General features: G+C 66.9%; 21 protein-coding genes. 6 read left to right on the forward strand and 15 right to left on the reverse strand.

From position 1 onward, the window contains the following. Position 1: 1 nt before the first annotated feature. Positions 2-2,335, reverse strand: coding sequence for an HAD family hydrolase (locus JWQ81_RS06595; protein ID WP_297538760.1), 2,334 nt, complete (start codon positions 2,333-2,335; stop codon positions 2-4). Between the two features lie 274 nt (positions 2,336-2,609). Beyond that, positions 2,610-2,867, reverse strand: a complete 258-nt coding sequence (locus JWQ81_RS06600; protein ID WP_297538621.1) for a hypothetical protein — start codon at positions 2,865-2,867, stop codon at positions 2,610-2,612. A gap of 423 nt (positions 2,868-3,290) precedes the next feature. Here JWQ81_RS06600 and JWQ81_RS06605 point away from each other — a divergent pair, with 423 nt between their 5' ends. Beyond that, a complete protein-coding gene (locus JWQ81_RS06605; RefSeq protein WP_297538623.1) occupies positions 3,291-3,998 on the forward strand; it encodes a hypothetical protein in 708 nt (235 codons plus the stop codon). Between the two features lie 83 nt (positions 3,999-4,081). Here the strand turns inward: JWQ81_RS06605 and JWQ81_RS06610 are convergent, their stop codons facing one another. The 9 genes from JWQ81_RS06610 to JWQ81_RS06650 all read right to left on the reverse strand — a co-directional run bounded on the left by JWQ81_RS06610 (position 4,082) and on the right by JWQ81_RS06650 (position 13,499). Continuing rightward, complete coding sequence (locus JWQ81_RS06610) at positions 4,082-5,206, reverse strand: hypothetical protein (RefSeq protein ID WP_297538625.1); 1,125 nt, start codon at positions 5,204-5,206, stop codon at positions 4,082-4,084. Positions 5,207-5,430: 224 nt separating this feature from the next. Next, positions 5,431-6,276 (reverse strand): glutamine amidotransferase, encoded by an 846-nt coding sequence (locus JWQ81_RS06615; protein ID WP_297538627.1) that lies wholly within the window; start codon positions 6,274-6,276, stop codon positions 5,431-5,433. Next, on the reverse strand, positions 6,266-7,627 hold the full coding sequence (locus JWQ81_RS06620; RefSeq protein WP_297538629.1) for a MurT ligase domain-containing protein: 1,362 nt from the start codon (positions 7,625-7,627) through the stop codon (positions 6,266-6,268). Before JWQ81_RS06620 ends, JWQ81_RS06615 begins: the two co-directional genes overlap by 11 nt. Positions 7,628-7,678: 51 nt before the next feature. Then, positions 7,679-7,894, reverse strand: a complete 216-nt coding sequence (locus JWQ81_RS06625; protein ID WP_297538631.1) for a hypothetical protein — start codon at positions 7,892-7,894, stop codon at positions 7,679-7,681. A gap of 159 nt (positions 7,895-8,053) precedes the next feature. Continuing rightward, positions 8,054-8,803: a response regulator transcription factor gene (locus JWQ81_RS06630; RefSeq protein ID WP_297538633.1), complete on the reverse strand. Its 750-nt coding sequence runs from the start codon at positions 8,801-8,803 to the stop codon at positions 8,054-8,056. Positions 8,804-8,855: 52 nt separating this feature from the next. Then, positions 8,856-11,507, reverse strand: coding sequence for an FtsX-like permease family protein (locus tag JWQ81_RS06635; RefSeq protein WP_297538635.1), 2,652 nt, complete (start codon positions 11,505-11,507; stop codon positions 8,856-8,858). After that, a complete protein-coding gene (locus tag JWQ81_RS06640; protein ID WP_297538638.1) occupies positions 11,504-12,190 on the reverse strand; it encodes an ATP-binding cassette domain-containing protein in 687 nt (228 codons plus the stop codon). Before JWQ81_RS06640 ends, JWQ81_RS06635 begins: the two co-directional genes overlap by 4 nt. Further along, positions 12,187-12,882: an ABC transporter ATP-binding protein gene (locus JWQ81_RS06645; protein WP_297538640.1), complete on the reverse strand. Its 696-nt coding sequence runs from the start codon at positions 12,880-12,882 to the stop codon at positions 12,187-12,189. Before JWQ81_RS06645 ends, JWQ81_RS06640 begins: the two co-directional genes overlap by 4 nt. Further along, positions 12,882-13,499: a hypothetical protein gene (locus JWQ81_RS06650; protein ID WP_297538642.1), complete on the reverse strand. Its 618-nt coding sequence runs from the start codon at positions 13,497-13,499 to the stop codon at positions 12,882-12,884. Before JWQ81_RS06650 ends, JWQ81_RS06645 begins: the two co-directional genes overlap by 1 nt. Positions 13,500-13,661: 162 nt before the next feature. On the opposite strand from JWQ81_RS06650, the gene JWQ81_RS06655 reads away from it, so the two are divergent. Together JWQ81_RS06655 and JWQ81_RS06660 are read left to right on the forward strand one after the other, a co-directional pair. Then, positions 13,662-14,954: a HAMP domain-containing sensor histidine kinase gene (locus JWQ81_RS06655; RefSeq protein ID WP_297538644.1), complete on the forward strand. Its 1,293-nt coding sequence runs from the start codon at positions 13,662-13,664 to the stop codon at positions 14,952-14,954. 202 nt (positions 14,955-15,156) lie between these two features. Next, positions 15,157-16,395, forward strand: a complete 1,239-nt coding sequence (locus JWQ81_RS06660) for a hypothetical protein (protein ID WP_297538646.1) — start codon at positions 15,157-15,159, stop codon at positions 16,393-16,395. Between the two features lie 131 nt (positions 16,396-16,526). On the opposite strand, the gene JWQ81_RS06665 is transcribed toward JWQ81_RS06660, so the two are convergent. Both JWQ81_RS06665 and JWQ81_RS06670 read right to left on the reverse strand, forming a co-directional pair. Next, positions 16,527-17,474, reverse strand: a complete 948-nt coding sequence (locus tag JWQ81_RS06665) for an undecaprenyl-diphosphate phosphatase (RefSeq protein ID WP_297538648.1) — start codon at positions 17,472-17,474, stop codon at positions 16,527-16,529. Positions 17,475-17,692: 218 nt separating this feature from the next. Next, entirely contained in the window at positions 17,693-18,118 is a 426-nt protein-coding gene (locus JWQ81_RS06670) for a hypothetical protein (protein WP_297538650.1), read from the reverse strand. 541 nt (positions 18,119-18,659) lie between these two features. Between JWQ81_RS06670 and JWQ81_RS06675 the strand changes: the two genes are divergently transcribed. Together JWQ81_RS06675 and JWQ81_RS06680 are read left to right on the forward strand one after the other, a co-directional pair. Next, a complete protein-coding gene (locus tag JWQ81_RS06675) occupies positions 18,660-20,102 on the forward strand; it encodes an alkaline phosphatase family protein (RefSeq protein WP_297538652.1) in 1,443 nt (480 codons plus the stop codon). Between the two features lie 32 nt (positions 20,103-20,134). Next, positions 20,135-20,755, forward strand: coding sequence for a hypothetical protein (locus JWQ81_RS06680; protein ID WP_297538654.1), 621 nt, complete (start codon positions 20,135-20,137; stop codon positions 20,753-20,755). On the opposite strand, the gene JWQ81_RS06685 is transcribed toward JWQ81_RS06680, so the two are convergent. Beyond that, a complete protein-coding gene (locus JWQ81_RS06685; RefSeq protein WP_297538656.1) occupies positions 20,736-21,500 on the reverse strand; it encodes a hypothetical protein in 765 nt (254 codons plus the stop codon). The two genes, JWQ81_RS06680 and JWQ81_RS06685, sit on opposite strands and share 20 nt — an antisense overlap. Before the next feature lie 435 nt (positions 21,501-21,935). Between JWQ81_RS06685 and JWQ81_RS06690 the strand changes: the two genes are divergently transcribed. Further along, positions 21,936-23,345 carry a putative Ig domain-containing protein gene (locus tag JWQ81_RS06690; RefSeq protein ID WP_297538658.1) on the forward strand — a complete coding sequence of 470 codons (1,410 nt, stop codon included), beginning with the start codon at positions 21,936-21,938 and terminating at the stop codon, positions 23,343-23,345. Between the two features lie 84 nt (positions 23,346-23,429). Here JWQ81_RS06690 and JWQ81_RS06695 read toward each other — a convergent pair whose 3' ends face one another. Continuing rightward, positions 23,430-25,349, reverse strand: a complete 1,920-nt coding sequence (locus JWQ81_RS06695) for a sialidase family protein (protein ID WP_297538660.1) — start codon at positions 25,347-25,349, stop codon at positions 23,430-23,432. Positions 25,350-25,691 lie beyond the last annotated feature (342 nt).

Here is a 25,691-nt window from a genome sequence, read left to right on the forward strand (position 1 = left end):
ATCACTGTCCCTTCAGGCGGCGGACGGCGAGCCGGGCCGCTCCGGCGGCGATACCGGTCGCACCACGCTCGCGATACTCGTCGCGGACCTTCGCCGAGATCCGCAGCGCCCGACCGGCCGGCGGCATCCGATGCCCGAGCCCGGAACGCGACCGCGCCAGCATCGCAAACGCGACCGTGACCTGCACCGAACTCACCGGTCCGCCGCACGCATCCTCCAGTGGCAACCAGACAGCGGCGAGCGGGGAATGGAACTCCATCATGTTCGCCCCGAGCCACGCGCAGTCCTCATAGTGCAGCCGTGAGAAGTCCTCGGTGCTGCTCCAGCGAATGCTCCTCGGCTGCCCACCGGCGATGACCTTTGCCTCGATCCAATCGACCCGCACCAACGCCGGACGACCCGGGATCGCCAGGGACACCTCCGACACGTCACTGGCATAGAAGTCCATCCGGGCGAAGGTCAGTCCATTGTGGTTGATCCGCACACGCCGGCTGGCGCCGTCGAACCACTCGCCGTCGGTGGTGCGGTAACGCACTGTCGTCGAGGACGGCTCCCCCGCCGGTTCGAACATGCTCGCGTCGATCAGCCCGGCATGGACCGCACGGGCCGCAGCGCCCAGGTGCGGATCCGACGCGCCCAGCAGCGCCGGCCAGAACGAGTCGCGCATCTGCAGATCGTCGAGGTCGCTCGGGGACAGGTACGGCACCGCGGAGGCGAGGTCATCGGGCAGCATCCGCGTCACCACCGCGGATCCGAAGTTGTCCTCGTGCTCCCAGTTGCCGAACACCGAAGCTTCCTCCGCTGTCGGCAGCTTCAGGGACGCCACCAGGATGTTCGCGAGCCGGTCACGGGCGTCACCGACCAACAGCGGCCAGCGACCTGCCGCGGTGCCGACGTAGCGGTTCCACTGCGCCTGGAACGCGCGGATACCGGCCTGGACCGCGCCGCGTTCGAGGTTCTGCGCCGTGCTGCCCGCGGATACGCCCAGCACCGGCGAACCGTCTTCAGCGAAGTCGATCAATGAGCCGCACAGCGCGTTCACCGACTGCTCGAGGACTTCCGGGCTGCGCGCCAGCACGCCCGCGATTTCCCGCGGATGCCCTGCCTGTCCGAGATAGCCTTCCGCCCGCAGCCCCGCCATCAGCACCGACACCGATCGATCGTCGGTAGCCAAATACAGCCCCACCGGTGCGATGTCGAGCTGCGCCAGCTTGAGTACCTGCGCGAGCTGCCGTTGGATCGTGCCGCCCCACCCGAGGTCGACGAGCGTCAAATCCGGCCGGTCGAGCGCGCCGGCCTTCCGCAGGGAGATCAGCAACCGCTCGCGTGCGGTCGTCGCGGATACGGCCAGCCGATTGGCCAGGTGCGGTGTCTCGGTCAGCGCCAGGCCGACCCGTGAGGCGATGTCGTCATTGTCGAGGACCGTGTCGAGGTCCTGGGCCAGATGCGGGACATCGCCGACCCGCAGGTGCAGCATCACCAGCAGCTGCCGCACGGTCAGTTGATGCCGCTTGCGCACGAACTCGTGGATCGACGCCTGGTCGGCACCTGCCAGTGCGGCGATCGAGGTGACCTGGCGCGACAGCCAGATCGGCTTCGCCCGCACAGCCCAGCCCCGCGTCTGAGCGGCCGCGTTGATCAGGTCGGAGAGCAACTCGCCTTCACGCATCGGGCACCAGAGCACCGGGGTGCCGGCCTTGTGCGCGGTGAACGCGGCCCACTCCGCGAAGCCGGTCAGCGCCGGACCCGCGACCGATGCGCCATAGCGCCAGGCTGCGGTTACCGCGGCGGTGCCGCTCGGGGTGTGGGCCTGCAAGGTCTTCGCGCGCAGACTGGTGATACCGAAGTCGCCGTCGTCAGGATCGAGGTGCGGCGCATACGGGCCGAAGGGATCGCCGGGCTCGTTCTCCCGCTCCAGTGTCCGCGCGAAACCCTGGTCGATGCGCGCGAAATGCACGGTTCTGACGCCCAGTTCCGCAGGAACGTCGACGTCGGCGATCTCATTGTCGCCGATGTGCACGATCTGGTCGGGACTGCGGCCAAGCTCCTTGAGAACGATTTCCCATAGGCCAGAGGCCTTGTCGGCACCGTGCTGGTGAGAGCGGAAGATCCGCGCACCCTTGAGCACCTCGAGTTCCGGCCGGTCGAGCAGGTACGCGAGCTGGCTTTCGGTGAAGTACGTGTCGGAGATCAGCACGAGCGGCAGACCCTGTTTGGCGGCGACCTGGACCAGTTCGGCGATGTCGAGGTCGACCACGGTGAACTCACGCTCAGCGTCGACTTCGGCTTGGACAAGTCGGTCCAGCGAGGTGGTCGCGAACAACGACAGCGGCATCGCGCGCCAGATGTCGAACAGTGAAACCTCGCTGCCCAACGCATCGTCACCGCAGCGCGCGTCGTGTTCGGCAGTGATGCGCATCCTGCGGAACGCGGCATCGGAAATCCACGCCGGGCAGACGCCGTCGCGCCGGAGGCGGGCTCCCAGCAGGCCGAACAGGTCGGCGGGGCGCGGCGTACGGCGCCACAGGATCGTGTCGAAGATATCCAGTGAAAGCACCGAACATGATCGGTCGGTGACCATCCGGAGCACCCGCGCCAGATTCCTATGTTCAGGATTCGCATTTTTCACTGCGTCGACGCTTTCTTGCAACGGCATGCTTCTCCCGATCACGATGATTCTTTGCCACGCGTGTACTTGGCGCGAATTCAAGTTGTCCGTTGCCACGCTGGTCAACCGGCAGTTTTCCGCTATCCGCAGACTGGTAGCGGACCGGCTCGTGGACCGTAACGAGTCTGCGGAACCCCACAAGAATGGCAACCGCCGACACGCACAACAGCAGTGCCGGCATGATCGAACTCGTCACCATCGAGTGACCGTAGCCGCAAGAGGCTGAGAGGACGCTGAGCGCCGACTGGGCAGTGCGTTAGCCGGCTACGAATAGCCCAACCACCAAGGGCCGCGGCCCCGCACCGCAGGACAGGCGCCGACCGGGCGAGGTTACGACGACTGGCAACACCACTTCGCCGAAACACGGGAGCCGAGATGACGTTGACAAGCCTCGCGGGAAGGTCCTACGATTCGGGCAATAGTTAAGAGTCTTACCAAATAGGCGTCGGGTGCGGTCCCGACGCCGCGACTGCCATCGAACCCCTCCGAGAAAGTCTCGCCGGGCAAGCGCCGAAACCGGCAGGCTTGGCAACCCACCGCTGCTCGCGACGCCATTCGTGTCTGTGACATTAACGCCTGCCACGCCGCCGAACCAGATACGGACCGTACGAAAGGACGTACCGTGATCAGAATACTCGCCCGACCGGTGGCGGTTCTCAGCTGCGTACTCGTCACCGCCGTACTGTCGGCCGGCTCCACCTATGCCGGCACCCACTCACTTTCGTGGTCGGCGGACCCACATCACGGCGTGGGCGCGTTCCCGTCGATCCAGTGCGACACCGGTACGTTCCGCACCACGACCGACCCGCAGCAAGGCCTGGTGTGGCAGGCGGAACAACCGGCGAACCTCGAACGCTGCGAGTCGGTTGGTCCGGACTTGAAGCAGGGCAGCACCTACTACCTCGGCTGGTCGTCGAAGTTCCACATCACCGATTCGACGAGTCGGTACATCTTCCAGGTGAAGTCCAGTCCCAGCACGGGCACCGCCAACCACCCGATCGTCCTCGAGGTGGTCGGCGGCCAGCTCCAACTCCAGGAATGGACCCATGAGCACAACGAGGTGGTGCTCTGGCAGACCAAGGCCGTCGACGACCACTGGAACCGCTACGCGCTCAGGGTCTTCGAAGGCCAAACGAAAGGCACGATCCAATTCTGGTTCAACGGTAAACCCCAGCAGTTGAGCAATGGGTCGAACACCTACACCGGGACCACCTATGACGGTACCCGAAGCTATCTGAAATGGGGCCTCTACCATGTGGCGCCCGAACCCGCCACGCAATGGCTCAGCACCATCAAGATGGGTTCGACACTAGGCGACGTGACCAGCTGAAGGCACGGCCTCCTCAGTGCCGCAGCGGTCACCGCGAAGCCCTTCGAGTCGTCCACTGTGGACATCGATTTCGGGCTCGCTGGTCACCGCTGGCGTTCCACATCGGAGGACACGAACAGCAGCCCCTTGGGGTTGCCGAAACCCGATCCGAAGACCGCGACGGCACCGGTGTTCAGATCCAGGCTGCCCAACGCCGCGGGCGTAGGCGACCCGCTGGGTACCGAGACAAAGGCTTGGCCATCGCGGAACGGCCCGTCGATGGCGATCACCCTGTTGTTGGCGCTGTCGACGACATACAGCGTGCCTCGCCCGCCGGAGGTGAACACGGTGTCGTCGACCTGGGTCTTCAGCGACAGCACATCGGCTCGCTGCGTCCGCTTTCCGGGGTGGGAAAGGAAAACCAGTTGACCGTCGCCTTGGCTGTCGAGCAGCAGATCCCCTCCGCGGCGCGGGACCGACCGCGGCACCACCTCACTGGAGTCCGGGTCCGACAGGTTGAGCTTGACCGGTTTCCCCGTCACCACGTCGGTGGCGACCGCGTTGTCGGCGAGCACGGGTGTCAAGGTGGCTTTGCCGTCGGACAGCTTCGCGGTGTAGAGCGCCGGCCGGCTGTAGGTGGTGCCATTCGCGTCGGCGGCCGGCGCGGACGCGGTGATGAACACCGTCCCGTTACGGACCACGACACTGTCGGTACCGCCGCCGTGCGGCAACGGGCTCGGATTGTACTGGTAGTGCTGGACCTCGGTGCGCTTGTCGCCGCCGTCGCGACGGGCGTTCCCCCGCGGTGAGATCGTGTACAGACTGCTGTTGCCGTCCTCGTTGGCCGTCGCGATGACCCGGTCTCGCGTCGGGTCCGCGCCGAGGCCGTCGATCTTGCCGGTCAGATTCCACTGGGCGACCTGCTTGCCCCGCAAGTCGTACTCCACGACGGTGCTGTCGGCCCGCCCGGAGGGCGCAGGCTCCCCTTTGGCGCCGACGCCGTTCTGGTAACCGACGAACAGATGGTCGCCCAACCTGGCGATGTCGTCCGGACCGACGACAGCCGAATCCTTGCTCAGTGCGAAAACCTTGGCCGAGAACCCGGCGGGCAGAATGATCCCGGCGTCGGCTGTCCGGACGGCGGCCGTGGCGTTCGGCACCCCCAGAACCGCCGAGAGGAGCACCGTCGCGGCGACGGTGGCCGTGCGTCCATTCTTCACGAAAGTCATAGAACAACCCTCTCCAAAAAAGATCCGTGCAGGCGCACCCGGTTATACTCACCTGTCCTCGTGACGTATTCACGTCGACAACCTGGACACCGGGTGAACACGTTTGGGATTTCGCCGAGGTCGGAGCTTATTTTCGGGTCAGGAATCGACCACGCGAAGAACAATCCTGAATGGACTCGGATCAAAGCTGAACCACTTAGGACAGTCGGATACCACAGGTGCTGTCAGCGGCCGCGCGGCGGCAACGAGATCACGTCGTGGTCGTCGTCCGGCGCGACGTCAGGACGGTCCATACCGGGAGAAAGCCAACGCCGCGGTGTCAGCGCGGAGGCGACCCGCCGTCGGAAGCCGCTGCGGTTTCGGGCCGCGGCAATGGTTCCGCGGCGGAGCTCGGCGACGTCGGGAAGTGACAGCGGACTCAGGTTCCATCCGGTGGCCATGGTCAGCAGACGATCGGCCAGTGCCGGGTTGCGGGCCAATACCGGTCCATGCAGATAGGTGCCGACAATGTTGCCGTGGACCACGCCTTCACCACCATCACCGTTACCGGTTCCCCTTTTCACCCTGGCCAGCGGCGAGATTCCCGTACCCAGCCGAGTTCTTCCCTGATGGTTCTCGAATCCCGTCAACACCGGATCCGCCAAGCCGACCTCGGGCAGCGCCTGGGTGACGATTTCACCGATGGCGCGCCGCGGTGCCGGCGTGGTGGTGAGATCCAGCACGCCGAGACCGGACACTGCGCGACCCTCCTCATCAACAGCCGCGGTACCCAGGATCTGCAGACCCGCACATACCGCGAGCACAACCGCTCCACCATCGACCGCGGCAGGAAACGCGCTACCGGCGAGAAGTCGGCTGGCCTCGGCCTGCGCGATGTCCTCCCCGCCGCCGAGCAGGTAGATGTCGCAGCCGGCCGGCACCTTCATCCCGGCGACCACTTCGGTCAACTCGGCGCGGTGTCCGCGCGCGCGGAGGCGTTCGACGAGTACCGTCGCGTTGCCCCGATCTCCGTACGTGCCAAGCAGATCGGGAAACAGCAGCACAATGCGAACCGCGGACTCAGTGCCCATCGGAGAGTGCCCCCAAAGTGTTGCGCAACTGCGCGAAACTCGTGTAGTCCGCGATGAGCGTCACCGGCCCCGCGGGTACGGTTTCCAACGCGGCCGGAGAGTCTGCGATGGTGAGGTGATCAACGCCGGCATAGCTCAGTCGAACACCGAGATCGGCGGCCCGAGCGCCGGACGCGATCACGAGCCTCCCGCGGAGGCGGTCGAAATTCACGTCGTAGAGCCACGAGGTGTCACGGCCGTCGGCCTCGCCGGCATTGATGGAGATGATCACCGGGGTGCGGTCGGCGCACACCAGGTTCAAGGTCGCGGCCCATCCGGCCGGGTTCTTCGCCAGAACCAGTTGCACCTCGTGCTCGCCGACGCCGAGCGTGCGATAGCGGCCCGCCGCCTCCGTCACTGACGACAGCGCCACCGAAGCTTTCTCCGCCGCCACACCTAACGTGTAAGCCGCGGCAACCGCCATCGCCGCGTTCGCGCGGTTGACCACGCCGGGTACGTTGACCTGCAACGGAACCAAGCTGCCGTCGTACATCACCAAAGGCCCACCCAACTCGTCTCCGCCCGGGCTGCGCATTTCGTTGTGCGAGAGCCACCACTGCGGCAGCGGGCGGAAGAGACCGCACCGCGTGCACTGCCAATGCAGATCGTCGGCGTCGTCAGCGGAAAGCCGGTGCCCGCAGTGCGGACACGTACGGGCATCTTCGTTGAGCCCGGTGCCCGCGGCCACCCACACGACGTTGGCGAACGAAGTCGCGATCGAGACCACGTACGGGTCATCGCAGTTCGCGACGACCACGAGGTCCGGAAACGTGTCGGCCAGGCGGCGGAGCGCTATCGCGGTGCGGCGGATCTCGCCGGCCCGGTCCAGCTGATCACGCGTGAGATTGAGCAGCACCAGCACAGCCGGGGCCGTCTGCGCGACCGCTTGCGGCAGATAGAGCTCGTCGATCTCGACGACGGCGGTGGGGGCCTTGGACGTCGCCAGCGCGGTGGTCACCCCGTCGAGCATGTTCGCGCCGTCGGAATTGCTCGTCACCGCTCCCGCCGACCGCATCGCGGCCGCCAGCAACGCGGTGGTCGTCGTCTTGCCGTTGGTACCGGAGACCAGCACGACCCGACGCCCCGCGGAGAGCTCCCGGAGGATGCCGGGATACACCACCAAAGCCACGCGGCCGCCGATCATGCCACCGCCGAACCCGAACAGGCGTGACGCGCGCACGGCCCACACACCGGCGCGCAGCGCGACCCGGCCACGCCACGAGACCTTCATCGTCCCCGGTGTGGTCGGTTCACCGGCGGCCCCGGGCGCTTGCACCGGCCTTGCCGGAGCGCTCAGATGCTCGGTACTCACGAGGTGTTCACAACTCACGCCATACCCATCTTCATCATTGACCGCCCGCGATCACGAAAATTCTTCATGATTCACCTGAAGAGCGGGCTCGGAATGTTCGACGACCACCGCGCCGATTACGTCGAGGCTCGAGTGACCGGCAGCTTCGGGTTTCACGGAGCTCCGGCTCACGATCGGCCCGCTCCCGGCCAGGCGGAATCCCCACACCATGATGACCACCAGCGCACAACCGAGAACCGACAACACCACTACAGAAGTCGTCGTCACAAGCTCGAAGATAGATAAATCATCCTGAGTAGACGCTGAGTGATCACTAACCCGATCCGGCGGGCATGCCGGATTGCAGGTAATTGGTTCGGTTCACCAGGGACAGCGGAAGGTAAACTATCGCTGCCGGGCAGGGAATGGTATTCCCGATCACCACCGTCACGAGAGCATCGTGGATTTGCCGTCCGGCGGCGTCTCGAGGCGGTAACCATGACCGCGCAGGGTGGAAATGGTGGGTGTTTCGAGCGGGGTGGAGCCCGCGGATTCGTCAGCCAGACGTCGACGCAGGGCAGCCATCGTGACGTCGAGGGTTTTCGTCGAGCCGAACCAGTTCTCGTCCCACACCTCGGCCATGAGGTCCTCGCGGGTCACCGCTGTGTCCGGTCGGCGGGCCAGCGCGGTGAGCAGGTCGAACTCCTTGGGCCGCAGATCGACTTCGCGCCCGGCCAGCAAGCACCGCCGCGCGGCGACATCGAGCACGAGATCGCCGAGCCGGATCGGGTCCGATCCGGCCGGGACGGCCGGTTGGCGCCGCAACTGCGCTCGCAACCGGGCGAGAAGCACGGTAAGTGTGACGGGTTTGACCAGGTAGTCATCGGCGCCGGCGTCGAGCCCGACGACGATGTCGATGTCGTCGGCGCGGGCGGTCAGAATGATGATCAGCAGGTTGGGGTGTTCACCTCGCAGCGCGCGTGCCACCTCGACGCCGTCGGTGTCGGGCAGTCCGAGGTCGAGCAGCACGACGTCGGGGGCGGCCAGCCGGGCCTGGGTCAGCCCGCTTTCGCCGGTCCGGGACCAGTGCGCGTGGTAACCGCTGGCGAGCAGCCCGGCGTGCAGGTTCCGGCCGATGGTCGGGTCGTCTTCGATGACGAGGATGTCGACGCCCTCGGCAGCACGATGCGGGCTCATGAAACGGATCGTAGCCAGCTGACCCGGTATCGCGAGTCGGCGGTTCGGGCGGTCATAGGTCACGCAGTTCTTCCACGGCCGGACGGGTCGAAGCGCGCGCGCTGATCAGGGCTGCGACCGTGAGGGCGACGACCACGGCGACCGCGGTGCCTGCCAGGTAGGTCCACGGGACCGCGATGCTCGAGGGCGGCGGATCGAAGACACCGGTCAACACCGTCACGAGCATCCGTGACAGGCCCCACGCGATGACAGCGCCGCCGAGCAGCCCGCCGACGCTCAGCAGGAATCCTTCGCTCAGGACCAGCCCGCGGAGTTGACGGCGATTCGCGCCGAGCACGGACATGATCGCGAGGCTCCGGCGCCGTTCGGCCAGCCCGACGGCCAATACGATCCCGCCCGCGCCGGCCGCGAGCAGGACGGCGAACATCAGTTCCAGCTGGGTGAGACCGTGCAGATTGACCGATGTGAGGCTCGAGCCCACCTGTGCCCTGGTCTGGGTGAGGTCGGTGATCGCCGCGGTGGTTCCGAGCCGGGACCGCAGCGCCGCGGCGACTCCGGTTTGGTCGGTTCCGCCGGTATCGACGAGAAATGCGCTGACCGAGTCCGACCCGGCGGCCTGCGCCAGATAGTCAGCGTTGGCGACGAAGAAGCTGTCCTTGGGCGCGGTCGGAAACTCCTTCACGATCCCGACATAGTGAAACGGGACAGTCCGCAGTGTTTTCGTCCTGCTGTCCTGCACCCGAAGGTTGATGAGGTCGCCAGGGGCGAGCTGGAAGTCCTTGACGGTTTCGGCACTGACCAGGATCGAATCCGGTTGCCGGGTGAGGGTGGTCATCAGGTCGGTCGCCGTGCCGCCCTGGAAGTAAGCGTCCTGCAAAGCGGTCGCCTGGGTGATGGTCCCCGGCCGGATTCCATAGAGGTCCTGCAGGTCGGCGCCGACGTAGGCGAAGCGATGCTGGACCGGCTCGACGTGGCGCACGCCCGGAACGGCCTGCAGCTGCTCCGCGGACGACGGTCCGACCTGGGCACCGGCGGGCTCGGTCACGGTGACGTCCGCGCCGTTGGTGAGCTGGGCGTCGGCCTCGGCCTGCTGCTGATAGGTGCTGTTGAACACCGCGGTGGACGCGGCGAAGGACAGGGCCAGCGCGAGCAGGACGATGGCGCGGGCGAGAGTCCGGCGCTGCCGGGACAGACTCGCCGCTCCGGGACGGGACAGACGGCCGGCCAGCGGGCGCAGAAGCCGCTCGAGCGGGCGGCGTCCGTGCGCCAAGGCCAACGCCACCACGCGCCACAGCAGGCCCGCAGCCCCCAACCACAGCAGTGCCGGGCCGAGGAAAGCCCAGTACGACACCGAAATCGAGGCAACCCCCTCCGGTGCCAGCACCAAGGAATAGTCGTTACCGCTCGAGGCCCAGAAGACCACCAGCGACCCGCCGATGAGCAAGAAATCCAGGCCGGACTTCATCCACCAGGTCGCTCGCGGACGGCCGACGGCCTGGCGGGCCTGGATGACGCTACGACCGCGGAGGTCCGCGACAGCCGGGACCAGCACGGTCAGCGCCGTGATCAGCAGACCCGCGACGAACGCGATGGCGAACCAGACCGCGGTCGCCGTGGGGCTGGTACCCGCGGGCGACGGCCCGAACGCGAACCTGCCTGCCGCGGCGGCGATACCGAGACCGAGGGCGCCGCCCGCGGCACCGACAAGGACAGCCTCGGCCACCGCGAGCCGGGCTACCGTGCGCGGCGCGTGGCCTCGGGTACGGAGCAACGCTTGCTCGGCCCGTCGACGATCCGCACCTGCACTGACCAACGCCGCCGTCAGCAACGCGGACACCACCACCCCGGGAAGTCCGAGGAACAGGAACAGCATCTGCGCGTAGGCGGCGTCGCCACGGGCGGCGTCCAACGCCGCGCCCAGGTTGTTGCCGACCAGCGCCGCGCCGGACAGCTGGGCTTCGAAGTTGTGCGCGGCGGCGATCGTGGTCTGATACGCAGCAGCGGGGTCGTTGGACAAGGGCGCGTCGCGGTGGACGTGGAACTGGGTCGTCACGGTCCCGGTGGCCGGGGAGCCGGTAAACGCGGCGAACATCGTCTCGGGAAGCAGCATGACGTTGTCCGGAGGCGCGGACGCCTGGGCTTGGGAGGGCGCCCCGACCTTCTGGAACAGCGAGTCCGCCTGGGGCAAATCGACGACGCCGTCGACGGTGACGATCAGGGGGTCCGCCCCGCTACGCCCGATGCTGACCTGGTCACCGGGGCGGACGTGCAGGTTCGAGGCGGTCTGCTGAGCGATGAGCACCCCGGTCGGTGACCCGCTGAGCTGCCGGACCTCGCCAGGGAAGGCGGCCGCATAGGTCCCTGACACACCGAGGATGACGCCGGGGCCGGTGGTCTGAGCGGTGCCGCCATTCGACGCCTGGAAGCCGGTCGTCCGTGACGTCCGGACGGTTTCCGTCGCCGCGACACCCGGGGTGCCCCGCAATCGCGCGAGCACGGTCGCGGGGTCCGCTCCGGGCTGCACCTCGACCTGCCAGTCGACCGCGACCGAGCGCAGGGCCCGCGCGGTCATGGTCGCCTGGGAAGCGGTGAGAAATGTCCCCAGTGCCGCGATCAGTGCCACCGCCAGCGAAATACCACCGGCGGTGGCGAGCAGGCGGCCTGCTCGCCGGGCCAACAGCCCGCGCAGCCACAGGATCGTCATGACCGCACCACCCCGGGCACCGTCGTGCGCAACCGGCCTTCGTGCATCGACCATTGCGTTTCCAGTCGTTCGGCGACAGCTCGGTCGTGTGTGGTGACCACGAGCGCCGCGGCGAGATGGTCGGTCGCACCGAGCAGGGCGTCGAGCAGTCGCTGGCCGGCGGCGTGGTCGAGCTGACCGGTGGGTTCGTCGGCCAGGACGAGCCGTGGGCGCTGCGCGAGAACGCGAGCCACGGCGACTCGCTGCGCCTGGCCGCCGGAGATCTCCTCCGGGAGCTTCGCCGCCAGATCCTCCACGCCCACCAGTTCCAACGCCTCGGTGACCCGCTGTGCGCAGTCGGCCCGGCCGATCCCTGCGATGACCAGTGGGAGCGCGACGTTCTCCTCGACGTCGAGCGCGGGCAGCAGACTCGGGCTCTGGAACACCACCCCGATCTGGTGGGTGCGAGCACCGACGGCGGCCGGCAGCCCTGGCCAGCCGACGTTGCCCCGGGTCGGGCGTTCGAGACCGGCCAAGAGATGCAGCAGCGTCGACTTCCCCGAACCGGACGGCCCGGCGATCGCGATCCTGGCGCCTCCCGTCACGGTGCAACTCGTCCCGTGCACGGCGACGACAGCGGACGCCCCGGTTCCGAAAGTGCGCGACACCTCGTCGCAGACCACCAGTATTTCGGCCGCGCTCATGCGGTCACCGCTCCATCCTGCAAGGACACAACCCGATCAGCGATCGCCACGACGTCCGCGCTGTGGGTCACCACCAGAAGCCCGGTACCCCGGCTCGTGCGCTCACGCAGCAGGGACAGCACCTGCTGTTCGGTGCGGCCGTCGAGTTCGCCGGTCGGTTCGTCGGCGAGGATCACGTCGGGATCATTGGCCAGCGCGACCGCCAGCCCAGCACGCGCGAGCTCACCGCCGGACAGCTGGGTCGGCACGGCGCGGCCGCGACCGCTCAAGCCGACCTGCTCGATCAACTCGTCGACGGCGACCCGGCTGCCCGCCCGGCGACCGGCGTACCGGGCGACCCTGATGTTGCTACGGACATCCAGGTGCGGCACCAGGTTCCGGGATTGCAGCAGCACGCCGATCCGGTCGGCGCGGATCTTGGCGCGGTCGGACTCCTGGCGGTGGCTCAGTCGCTCACCGCCCACCCAGACCGTGCCTCCCGCGGGTTCGTCCAAGCCGGCCAGGCACGCGAGCAGGGTCGACTTGCCCGAACCGGACGGGCCGACCACCGCGACCGTCTCGCCGCGCTCGACGGTCAGGGAAACTCCGCGCAAAGCCAGGGTCTCGTCCTCCCCGGTGCGGAAGAACCGGTACAGCTCGCAAGCCCGCAGCGCCGGGTCGGACCCGTCCGCCGTCGTCGTGGCGACTGCCATCACTGCCACCGCAGCGAGTCGGTCACGGTGCGCCAAGGATCGACGTTGTCGGCGTTGGTCGGGCCGGACACAGTCAGATCCACCCGGGTGCCGGCGTGAAAGAAGACGTAGCGCTCGAACGCGTCCCGGACGACCTTGCCGGTGACCGGATTCGGCGGCGAGTCACCCTGGTAGGTCACCAGGACCGCGGATCCCGCCGGGCGGTCGACCATGGTTACCGCTCCGAGCGCGAACTTCGGTACCTGTCCTTTCCAGGACGCGACGTCGGAGGCGGTGACCGAAGCGGCCGTCGGTGCGGTCGCCGCCTTTACCGCGATTACCTGCACCTGGTTCAGCTTGTCAGTGAACGTCGTCGCCGCACCCGCGCCGGACGAGGCCCAGCCTTCCGGGATCTTCACGGTGAAACCTCCTCCCGGGGGCGCGAACGCCACATAAGCCTGGTTGTCGGGGATATCACCCGGTGGGTTGGTCTCGGTCGGCGCGGCCTGCCCCGATACCGGCGCCGAAGTCTGAGCGACCGAAGACGACGGTGCTTGCCCCGACGACCCCGAACACGCGGACAACGTCCACGCCGCGATCACGATTCCAGTGCTCAGCACCGCTTTCCCACCCGACATGACACCTCCACCTCCGCACCCGCTACCGACGTGATCACGCTAGGAACCCAGTGGCCAAAGGAGTCGCCCAAGAGGGTTCGAGGAGGGCAAAAACGAACACGCCCAAGGCCACCGGCGAACTCCTTGTGCCGCGCGGCGAGGGCAGGCGGTCATGATGGGTCCATGCGACGTCGTGTGGTGCGGGTGGCCGTGGTCGCCATTTCGGTGGCGCTGGTCCTGTTCGCACTGCCGTTGGCGGTTCTGGTCCGGTCGTCCCTGCTCACCGAAGAGCAAGGCGAACTGGAGCGGGTCGCCCTCGCCGCCGCGGTCCGGGTGAGTCCGCAGTTCGCGGCCAGGGACAAGGTGGAGTTGCCGGCCGTCGAAGCCGACAACACAGTCGGTGTCTACGACCTGACCGGACACCTCAAAAGTGGACGCGGACCCGCGGTTGCCGACGGAGTCACGCAGCAGGCGACGGCCGGTGTCGCGGCCGACGGCCAGGTCGGCTCGGACCTCGTCGTCGCCGTGCCGGTGTCCAGCGCCGAGCAGATCAACGGCGTGGTCCGCGCTTCGGCGCCCACCAGCGTGGTGTGGGGACGGACCCTGCTCGGCTGGTCGCTGCTGGCGGCGCTGGCAGCCGGAGCCCTGCTGGTGGCCGTCATGGTCGCGCGTCGCCAAGCACGTCGGCTCGCCGAGCCCCTGGAAACGCTGTCCGACTCCTCCGAGCGGATCGCCGGCGGCGACCTGGGTGCGCGCGCCGAACCCAGCGACATCGCGGAGATCAACCGCGTGGCCGAAACGCACAACACGATGGTCGACCGGCTGACCGACATGCTGCAGCGTCAAAGCCACTTCAGTGCCGACGCTTCACACCAGTTGCGGACACCGCTCAGCGGCATCCTGCTCGAACTGGAAGCAGCCCGGACCAGCCCGCCCGGTGACCTTCCCCAGGTGCTCGAGAATGCCGCCGAGCGAGTGCGCGATCTCACGCAGACCGTCGACGGCCTCCTCGACCTGGCCCGGCAGCACCCGAGCCAGTGGCTGACCGCCGCCCCGCGGCAGCTCGGCGAAGTGATCGACGGGATCGAGCGTCGCTGGCATGGCCCATTGGCCCGCGACGGGCGCCGGCTGGTCCTGCAGGTGGATCCCGGCGTCCGCGACTGGCCCACCCCCGCGAGTCTGGTCACTCAGATCGTGGACGTCCTGACGGACAACGCGCTGCGCCACGGCCGCGGCACGGTGACCGTGGCCGCCCGCGACGCCGCCGGTGTCCTCGCCGTCGACGTCATCGACGAGGGCACGGTTCCGGTCGATCCCGCCAGCGTGTTCACTCGCGGCACCTCCGGCGACAACGGCCACGGTATCGGCCTGGCGCTGGCCCGCACCATCGCCGAAGCCGGCGGAGGGCGCCTCTCGATCACCGGGCACGCCCCGACGGCCTTCACCCTCTACCTCCCACTGCCCACCGACAGCTGAGGCCGGCCCGCCGAGGTCGAGCGTTTTCGGTGTCGGTCGAAATTCCCTGATTGGTTACTTTTCCACAGAATTAACCGTCCACTCATCTTTGTTCCGCCGACACCTAATCTCGCACCCCCTACTGTCTGACCGGTCGTGACCGTGCCCGTTTCCGTTCCCGGGTCGTCTGCCGGCAGCGGCGGCCAGAGCAAGAAAGAGCTTTATGACTGAGCAACACACGCTCGCACCGAGCCGACAACTCCTCAACAAGGTGCCTGAAGTCACCGTCTACTTCTGGGTCGTCAAAGTACTCTGCACAACAGTCGGGGAATCGGCGGCCGATTTCCTCAACGTCAACCTGAACCTCGGACTGACCGGGGTTTCGGTCATCACCGGTGTCCTGCTTATCGTTGCGCTCGTCCTGCAATTCAGTGCGAAACGGTACACCCCGAGCCGGTACTGGCTGGCGGTGGCGCTCGTCAGCGTCTTCGGCACATTGGTCACCGACAACCTCACCGACAACGTAGGACTGCCGCTCGAAGCGAGCACCATAATCTTCGGTGCCCTGCTCGCGGTCATCTTCCTGGTGTGGTTCTCCTTCGAGAAGACGCTTTCCATCCATTCCATCGTCACGAGGCGACGAGAAGCTTTCTACTGGCTCGCGATTCTCTTCACCTTCGCACTCGGCACGGCAACCGGTGACCTCATGGCGGAGGTGCTCGGGCTCGGCTACCTCGTCACCGGACTCATCGTGGCGTCGCTGATCGCCCTCACGGCGGCCGCCTGGCGGTTCGGGCTCCACTCGGTACTCGCCTTCTGGGTCATCTACATCTTGACCCGCCCGCTGGGAGCGTCGATCGGCGACTACCTCTCCCAGCCGTCGAGCCAGGGCGGTCTGGCACTGGGAACGACCGTGACAAGCCTGATCTTCGTCGTCGGAATCCTCGGTGTCGTCACCTATCTCTCGATCACGAAAACCGATGTCACCCCGGAAGCCGCTGTCATCGACACCGTCGCGGTCAGGGAACGAGGGGGCCTGTGGCAGACAATCCTCGTCGTGGCACTCGTCCTCATCGCCGCGGGAACGGGATACTCGTTGCGGAAGTCCTCGCTCCAAGACGCAACGGCAGCTCCGGCTCCAGCTCCCGCGGCGCAGTCGGTCCCCGGCGGAAGCCCGGTGCCACCGCCCTCGCCGCTCGGAGACGTCTCGACGTTCCGGAAGATCAGCAAGGACACGCTCGGCTTGCTCAACGCCGGCGACCAACCTGGCGCCACTGCCAACATCGACAATCTGGAAACCGAGTGGGACAACGCCGAAGCGCGGTTGAAACTGAAGAACAAGGCCGAGTGGACCACGGTGGACGGCAAGATCGACACGGTATTGCGCCGGCTCCGCGCAACGAGTCCGGATCCGGCGAGCGAGAAGTCCGCACTCGACGCACTGCTCGCCGAGCTCGGATAGTACATTTCCGGCTCTCAGGTCGTCAGTGTGGGACTCGCCATCGGCGAGTCCCACACTCAGTGCACTGAGTTCCACGCTCGCGACCCCACACCCACACCACAAGAGCCACATTTCCGGAAGATCGTCAGCGGTCAGCGCAGGGTGAGCCAGGCAAGACTTCCGGCACCCGCGAGCACGCAGTACAGCGCGAACGGAGTGAGGGTCCGGGTCTGGAAGTAGCGGGTGAGGAAGCGCACGGCCAGGTAGGCGCTGAGGAACGACGCCACGCTGCCGACGAGGACCTGACCGTGGATGCCCGCGCCGAGCGGACCGAACAGGTCCGGGATCTTGAGCGCTCCCGCGGCCAGGATTACCGGCGTTGCCAGCAGGAACGAGAACCGGGCGGCCTCCACGTGCGACAGACCCCGCGTCAATCCGGCCACCATCGCGATCCCGGACCGGCTGATGCCCGGCAGCAGCGCCAGAACCTGCGCGGATCCGATCAGCGTGCCGCGTCCGAAGGACATTGCGGCAAGCCGGTCGTCGGCAGCTGCGGTCTCGACGGCCGCGGTCTCGACAGGCGCGGTCTCGACAGGCGCGGCGACGGCAGCGCGGACGGTACCGCCGGTTTCCCCGACTGTGCCGCGGTGCCGTAACCGTTCACCCACATACAAGACAGCGCCGTTGGCGATCAGGAAGGCAGCCGCGGGAATCGGCTTCCCCAAGGTGGTACGGAAAAGGTGTTCCAGCAGTAGCCCGGCGACGCCGACGGGGATGGTGGCGATAATGATCAGCCACGCCAGCCGCTCGGCCGGGGTCTGGACCCGGCGGTACCGGACCGAGGTCACGAACCCACCGATGATGCGTACCCAGTCACGCCAGAAGAAGATCAGCAGGGCGGCGGCGGTGGCCACGTGCAGACCGACGATGAACGCCAGATACGGAGACTCCGGCGCCGACACATTCAGGTCTTTGGCCCATTGCCCGCCGACCAGCGCCGGAATCAGGACGCTGTGCCCCAGGCTGGAGACGGGGAACAACTCGGTGACGCCTTGGAATGCGCCGACGATGATCGCTTCGACATAGCTCAGTTGGCTCATCTGAACAGACCCTCCCTGGCTGGGACCGTACCTCAATACCGGACTCGGCGCCGCCGAGGCCGGGCGCGAACTCGGCGACGCCGGGGGCCACTGCTCGTGGCCGGTGACGCGTCCGCGGCCACGCCGCAGGCACTGGCCACCGTCAGCAGGCTCCTGACCGTCCACACGGGACGGAGAACCTCCGTGCCTCCGGTTTGCGACGGGTAGCCAAGGCCAGCTCAGCTGGTCACGGCAACGGGCGCACGATTGCGCGCGCCGCGGAGAAACAGCACCACAGACAGGGCCAGCAGCACCACCTCGACCACGACGCTGAGCACCCCCAGCGGTTCACCCCAGTTTCCCTTGTCGTCATCGTAGTTGGGCAGCCCAGGACCCCGGGACAGCACAAATCCGATGAACGGGCCCGCCGCGACCCCGATGGCAAGCAGCCAAGCGGGCCGGGTGAATCCCGCGAGCATCAGCACGGCAGTCACCACGCCGACAATCTCCAGAACGTAATAGCCCACGCCGACGTACCCGGGTTCCTTCGACCCGGGAATCCCGCCTTGGTCAAGAATGTGAATGACGACCACCCCGAGGCAGAGCAAGGCCCCGAAAATTCGCAGCGGCCATGCGGCAGAGTGGGAAACGGTGCTGACCGGCATCGTGGATCCTCCATGTGCATCACTGAAGAAATTGTCGGACTAATTGCCGACCAGAAGTTACCGCAGCCAGCCAGTTACAAACAGAGTCAAACGCGCCAATGTTTGGTAAACGCGACCAAAGTAGCGGGGTTAATAGGCATGCGGAATCCAGAAATATGCCTGGTCCTGTTACGCGCCGGGGATACCTCCGCAGTCCGGCGCCCACCGACCACCAGTCGGACATGCACCCCCGTTCCGGTGACCGTGACGCGGCTTAGCGTGACGGAGAATCCTGGGAGTTTCCTGGGCGCCACTTCACGATCGCCGCGCCCGCGCGCAGAGCCGCGACGCCGGGTAAAGCGCGCGCTAACTCTCGCCTTACCCAATGATCATCGTTTTTCTTGTCCATATTGGTTTTTATGTCGCAATCAGTGGAATCGTTCATCCGGAGTCCATCTCGTCGTCAACTCCCGACCACGCGATGCGTGCTTGGCCGGACAACTGTGCTCAAGCCGGAGGGGAAAGCCCCACCGGCGCAGGTCATAGCTGCACAAGGAGCGGGATGGCACTCTCATACCTCAGACGCCGATGGCTGCGGCTGATGGGCGCCGCGGCGTTGTCGATGGTCGCGGTCGCCGCGACCGCCACCGCCGCGTCGGCACACGACAACCAGTTCTCCCCGCCGAAGATCGGCCACGTGTGGACGATCATGCTGGAGAACAAGTCCTACGAAGCCACGTTCAGCGGGCTGAACCAGAACGACTACCTCTGGAAGACCCTGCCCAGCTACGGGCTGCTGCTGCGGCAGTACTACGGCACCGGGCACTTCAGCCTCGACAACTACATCAGTGCCGTGTCCGGGCAAGCGCCCGCTCCGGCCAACCAGAACGACTGCGGTCAGTACACCAACGTGCAGCCCGGCTACCCCGCACCCGACGGGCAGACGTATGCCTCCACCGGCTGCGTGTACCCCGCGTCCGTGCCCACGCTGTTCAACCAGCTCGACCAGAAGAAGGTCAGCTGGAAGGTCTACGCCCAGGACATGGGCAACACCCCGACCCGGGAGAACGCCTACCAGTGCGGCATCCCCGGCAGCCCCGACGGCGCCGGAGTCGTCGACCCCGGCGGTGCCACGCCCACCGACCAGTACGTCCCCAAGCACAACCCGGTGCCGTGGTTCCACTCGCTGATCGACAACCCGAAGGACTGCGCCAACGTGGTGCCGCTCAACGGGTTGCCCGCGGTCACCGGACACAAAGCCGTCGACGGACTCACCCAGGATCTGGCGAAGGAGTCCACCACCCCGCATTTCAACTGGATCAGTCCGAACAACTGCTCCGACGCCCACGACGCCACCTGCAAGGGCGACAACCTCTCCGGTGACCCGAACAACCACCAGGGCGGCCTCTACGCCTCGGACCTGTTCCTGCAGAAGGTGATCCCGCAGATCATGGCGTCGCCGGCGTTCCAGCACGACGGCGAGATCCAGATCCTGTTCGACGAGGCGTTCCCGCCGTACAAGATGTACGGCAACTCCATCGCCGACTACACCGGCAACCCCACCGCCGCGCTGAACAACCCGAACGACGTGTCCCAGTCGGTCGTGGCTTGCTGCAACGAACTGCCCGGACCGAACACCACCCAGCCCGGCAACCAGGCGTTCGGCCAGGACACCACGCCAGGTGGCGGGATCACCGGCGCGGTGTTCATCAGCCGCTTCATCCGGCCGGGCTCGGTCTCCGACCAGCCCTACAACCACTACAGCTGGCTGCGCAGTACCGAAGACCTCTTCGGCGTCAACCACGGCGGCACTGACGGCCAAGGACACCTCGGCTACGCCGCCGCCGACGGCCTGCGCCCGTTCGGGCCCGACGTCTACAACAACGCCGGCGGCCGCGCGCTGCGCCCGGCGGCGTCCGGCGCGGCGGTGTACTCGGCGACCGCCAGCATCGACGACGCCCCGCACCCGACGGTCACCGCACCCGCGGTCCCGGTCGGCAAGTAGCAGCACGAGAAGCACCAGAGGAACAGCATTCCGTGAACCACGCGCACCGCGCACGAGCGGGCTGGGCCGGCACACACCGGCCCAGCTCGCTCCTCGGCGCTTCCCTGCTCACCGCCGCAACACTCCTGCTCGGTGCCCTCACCGGCTGCTCGTCCACGCCGCCCGCCGCGGCAGGCACCAGCGAGGCCGACCAGACGATCCATGACCTCGGACGCGTTCCGATCCCCTCCGCCCCCGCGACCGCACCCACCCCGACCGCGTCGCCGGACCATCCGCAGCTGCTGGCGATCGGGGCCAGGGTGCACGCCGATCTCCCCGGAGGCACCTCGGCGGTCGTCACCGCACTGGGTCCCCAGGTCACGGTGCCGATCACCAACGGGAAGCCGCCGGACCACGCCGACGGCACCATCACCATCACCGCGACCGACACCACCGGCACGCTGGCGCTGCCGGCGTCGGCGTTCACGTCACGAGACGACAAGGGCCGCGAGGTGCACCTGAGCGCGACCGGGCCGGCGACTGTCACCGCGAGCCAAGGGCAGCCCGCCACGCTGAAGCTGACCGGCACCTTTGACGCGGGTTCAGCCCAGATCACCTGGCGTGACCACGACAAAGTCATCGCCGTGTGGGATTTTACCGTCGAACTCGACTGAGCGGCACCTCGTCGTCGACCGGCCGTCTGCGCTGCCGATAGCTGTAAAGGATCAGTCCTATGAGGACTGATGCCAATACGGCGGAAGCGCCGAGTGTGCCGTAACCCAGCCCGCCGGCGGCGACGGGCTTGCTAAAGAAGTCCCCCGCCGACGCACCCAGTGGCCGGGTCAGCACGAAAGCCATCCAGAACAGCAGGGTGTGCGACACCCGGCTGTATCTCATGGCGACCGCGATCAGCACCAGCACAGTGCCGACGACCAATGCCGATCCGCCGAAGCCGAGACCGGAGTCGTCCGCGAGAAAGTCACCCAGGGAGGTGCCGAGGGTGTTGGAGAACAGGATCGCCGTCCAGTACAGCGTCTCGCCACCGAACGTGCGGATGGTCGTGACGTCGAAGGAACGGCCGCTGAGCTTCCAGATCCAGAACACCGCCGCCAGCGCTGTGATCAGCACCAGCGCTCCCGTCGCGTAGCCCAGTCCCGCTGTCCGGTTCATGAAATCCGACATGGTGGTCCCGGCGGTGCTCGTGGACAGGATGACCGTCCAGTACAGCGCGGGGTGAAACGTCTTCGCCGCCAACTGCGTCACCAGACTGACTGCGAACAGTCCGACCAGGATCATCGAGCTGACGAGGTAGCCGACGTGCATCGTCTGCGCGAGGAGGTCGCCCGCTGTTTCCCCCAGCGTCGTCGCCGCGATCTTCATGATCCAGAACACCACCGTGATCTGGGGAAGCTTGTTCATCGTCACCTTTCAGCGCCGGGAGGATCGTCCCTGGGCACGAGCACGCCGGCGCGGTCGCGACGTCGCGGAAAACCTCGCACCCGCTGATCCCAGTGAAGCGCACGAGATGTCCCCGCTGGGGCGTTAACCGCAGTTGACACCCGATCCGGTGACGAATACCGGCGTGGTTTGCCCAGCCTTAACTGTCAGCATGCCGAGCGCTAAAGATAACGCCACCGAGGCGTCCACATTCCTGCTCTGGCAAGGAAAACGAACGAGGAAGAATTCTTTCCGTTGTCATACGCAGGTAGGTGTCGCACGCGCACCGAACCGCTCACACTCGTCGGGACCTACCGCTTCTCCCGACTTCTCCCGGCCCGCAGAGCGTGGCCCAGCCCGGCACGTGCACTACGCCCGGCGAAGCGTCGTTGTCCCCACCACCCACTGGAGGACCGCATGCAACGCAAAAAGATCATCCGACTCGCCGCGTTCGTCATCCCCGCCGTCGCGATCATCGCGCTGGCCGCGGTGCCGGCTCTGTCCTCCAGTCAGGACGCCGAACAGAACGGCGAGGTCGAAGTCGAAGCTCTCAACCCGCAACCACACGCGACAAGCGGCAGTTGCGGAGTCGAACGCTGGGCCGTCAAAACCGGGACCGACGCGGACAACGCCAAGATAACCCTGCAGTCGACAACCCCGGCCACCGTCGCATCATTGCGAGCACTGCCGAAACCCGCCAACCTGCCGTCCGCCAACCGCATCTCCCCGACCGAGGACACCGTCTTCCAGATCCACAGCACACTGACCGAATACAAGCTGGAAAACGATTCCGACTACCACCTCGTTCTCGATGACGGCAACGGCACCACCATGATCGTCGAGATCCCCGACCCCGCCTGCACCGGCGCGTCCAGCCCGCTGCTGAGCAGCATCCAGAAGGCCCGTGCCGAGTTCAACGCCAAATACACCGTCACGACGAGCTTCAAGACCACCAACGTCCCGGTCACCGTCACCGGCGTCGGGTTCTTCGATTTCCTGCACGGCCAAACCGGAGTCGCGCCCAACGGAATCGAGCTGCACGCGATCCTCGACGTCCAATTCGGCGGCACCACCGGCGGTGCCGTGACCGTGGCGAATCCCGGGCCCCAGACCGGCACCGTCGGCCAGCCGAGCAACCTGGCGGTCCCCGCGACAGACACCGCTGCCGGTACCCTGTCCTATCGCGCCACCGGGCTCCCACCCGGGTTGTCGATCACCAGCGCCACCGGCCTGATCACCGGCACCCCGACGACGGCGGGCACCACCACGGTCACCGTGACCGCCACGGACTCCACCGGCCCCTCGGGCTCGACCACCTTCACCTGGGCCATCACCGGTTCCGGAGGCGGCTGCACCCCGGCCCAGCTGCTCGGCAACCCCGGCTTCGAAACCGGCACCGCCGCACCCTGGACCGGGACAACCAGCACCGTCACCAATAGCCCGACCGAGCCGCCGCACTCAGGCACGTGGGACGCTTGGCTCGACGGCAAAGGCACTGCCCACACCGACACCCTCGCCCAGACTGTCACCCTTCCCACGGGCTGCACTGGCTACACACTCGGTTTCTGGCTGCATGTCGACACCGCCGAAACCAGTACCACCAAGGCCTACGACACGCTCACCGCGCAACTGCTCGACGGCTCGGGCACGGTCCTGCGAACCTTGGGTACCTACTCCAACCTCACCGCGGCCCCCGGCTACGCGCAGAAGACATTCGACCTGTCCGCGTACGCCGGAAAGGCAGTCACGGTGAAATTCACCGGCACCGAGGACTACACCCAGCAATCCTCCTTCGTCCTGGACGACACCACGCTCAACCTCACCTGAGCACGGGTCAGGCCGCCAACCGTGACAAGGCCGGCGGCCGGATGCTTGCCCGCATCCGGCCGCCGGCCTTGTCCGTGGCTCTGCTCAGTGGAGGGCGATACGGGTGATATAGGTGTCTTCGTCGTTGGCCACCGACGCGTTGGCGGCTCCAGCCTGACAGGTTCGCGGTGGCGCGGTCGGGGTGCCGGTTCCCGGGCACAGGAACAGATCGACCGGCCGGGTGTCCGACCACACCGGGTACGCCGTCCGCGCGGTCACGGCGATACCGGCGTAGTCACCGTAGAACGTGCCGGCGAATTGCGTCGGCGGCGGGATGCTGCCCGACGTCGCTCTCGTGTGCGCGAACACCGCGCTGGACCCGGCCGGGTTGTGCGTCGCGGACACGGTGATGTCGGAGAACCCGAGGTTCTCGTCCGCGCCGTACTGCCGGTCGTAGTAGCTGACCGCGAACGTGCCGTCCGGGGAAAACGCGGCGCCCTGCCAGTACTGGTCGGTCCGAGTCTGCGCCCCGGCAGTGGTGACGACGGGCAGGTTCCGCGGGTCGGTGGTGGCGCCGGTGAAGCCGGCACCGGAGTTCGTCGAGGTCGACAGGACGATGTCGTTGTTGCAGGTACCGGTCTTCACCCCGGTGTACAGGTTGCCCGCAGGGGCGGGAGTGAACCCGGCCGGACTACACCCGGTGCTCTCCTGGGAATTCTTGTTGAGGTAGGAGCCGTAGGTCACCACGACCCGATTGCCGTGGGTGGGGTCCACCGCGCCGATGGGATAGTTGCTCGCCCGGAACACCGAGTTGGCCGACGGGCCCTTCTCCGGCACGCACGCCCGACCGGGATCCTGCCCGTTCTGATACGTGGCGCAGTCGGGAAGCTCGTAGTAGGAACCGACCAGGACCGGTGCCGAGAAGCTCTGACCGCCGTCACTCGAGCGCGAGAGGAGCACCTGGTTGTGGTTGTCGGTGGCCGACGCGGCATCGTTGTTGAAATTGTTGTAGACCACGTACAGCGCACCGTCCGGGCCGACGAACGGCTGCGAATCCTGGTTCTGGTTGCACCGGCCGAACGGCGTGGGCTGACCCGTGGCGTTCGGGCACAGGGCACTGTCGGCGCTGACGAGGACCGGCGCGGAGAACGTCTCGCCGTAGTCGGCGGAGTAGGCCTCGTAGATGTAGCCGGTGCCATCGGCGGCGAACGTCGTCCAGGACACGTACACACGGTCCCGGAACGGACTGTGCGCGTTGCTGTCGACGGCGAGGAGTTGCTTGTCGAGCAGGAAGGTCCCGGCACCGGCGGTGTCGTTGTGGGTCGTGACAGGGCGTCCGGTGAAGTTCCACGAGGCGCCGTTGGTACCGGTGGACCGGTAGAGCAGGAACGCGCTGGACTGGTCGGGGTTCGGCGAGGTCCCGTTGCCGCGGTTGAACACCTGACAAGACAGGTAGGCGTTGCCCCGGGAATCCCACGCGACCGATGTGTCGCCGCCGGCCTGCCAGTACTCCCGTGGTGCGCCGAAGTCGCCGCCGCGACTGAAGCCGTTGGGCGTGGTGGCGTCCGCCCAGGTCCGGGCGCCGTCGAGGGAATAGCTCACGCCGCAGGTGCCGTCACCACGGCGGTAGTCGTTATAGCTGGACACGACGTGGTCGGCGTTGTTCGGGTCGGCCGCGGCCCAGGTCTCGTTCTGGGCTTGCCCCCGACCCTGCAAATCGCTGTCGGTGACGTTGAGGCAGTTCTGGTTGACCTTGACATTGGCGCCGAACTGGTTCACGCACGCCGCCGCGGTCGCGGGCTTGGCGGTACCGGGGACGGCCTGCCGGTGGACTGTGGCGGGATCCTCGCCATTGAGGACGGTCGACAACAGGCCGGAGACGTGGCGTTGCTGAACCTTGGTGAGCTGGGCGTAACCGAACGGCTGGGCGTTCGCGGCCTGGACCGCGAACAGCCCGAGCGCTGCCGAGGTCAGCAGCGTGACGCCGAGGGCGAAGTAGGTACGGGGACGGGGGTGTCGCGTCATCGCGCGCTCCCTGGTTACTCGAACACGGGTACGTCCGGGACGCCGCCAGCCACACGACGAGCGTGCCTTGGTGCGCCGTCCGACTTGTCGGCGTTCAGCGGTCGATCGTTACCGCGGCCGCACAATCGATTGATTCCGGCAACCAGAACAAGGAGACGCAGTCGACACGCCCGGAAGTTGATCAGCTATCGGAAGGTTAATCCTGGGACAAATCAATTTTACTTTTCGCCGGCGAGCCAGCACTTAACAAACTGTTCAGTCACCGTTGGTGTCACCAACCCGACCGACCCGACGACCAGAAGACCGCAGGAATGCGAAACAGGCCCAGCGGATCGGCCAAAT

The organism is Amycolatopsis sp., from assembly GCF_025464955.1.
Lineage (GTDB): Bacteria > Actinomycetota > Actinomycetes > Mycobacteriales > Pseudonocardiaceae > Amycolatopsis.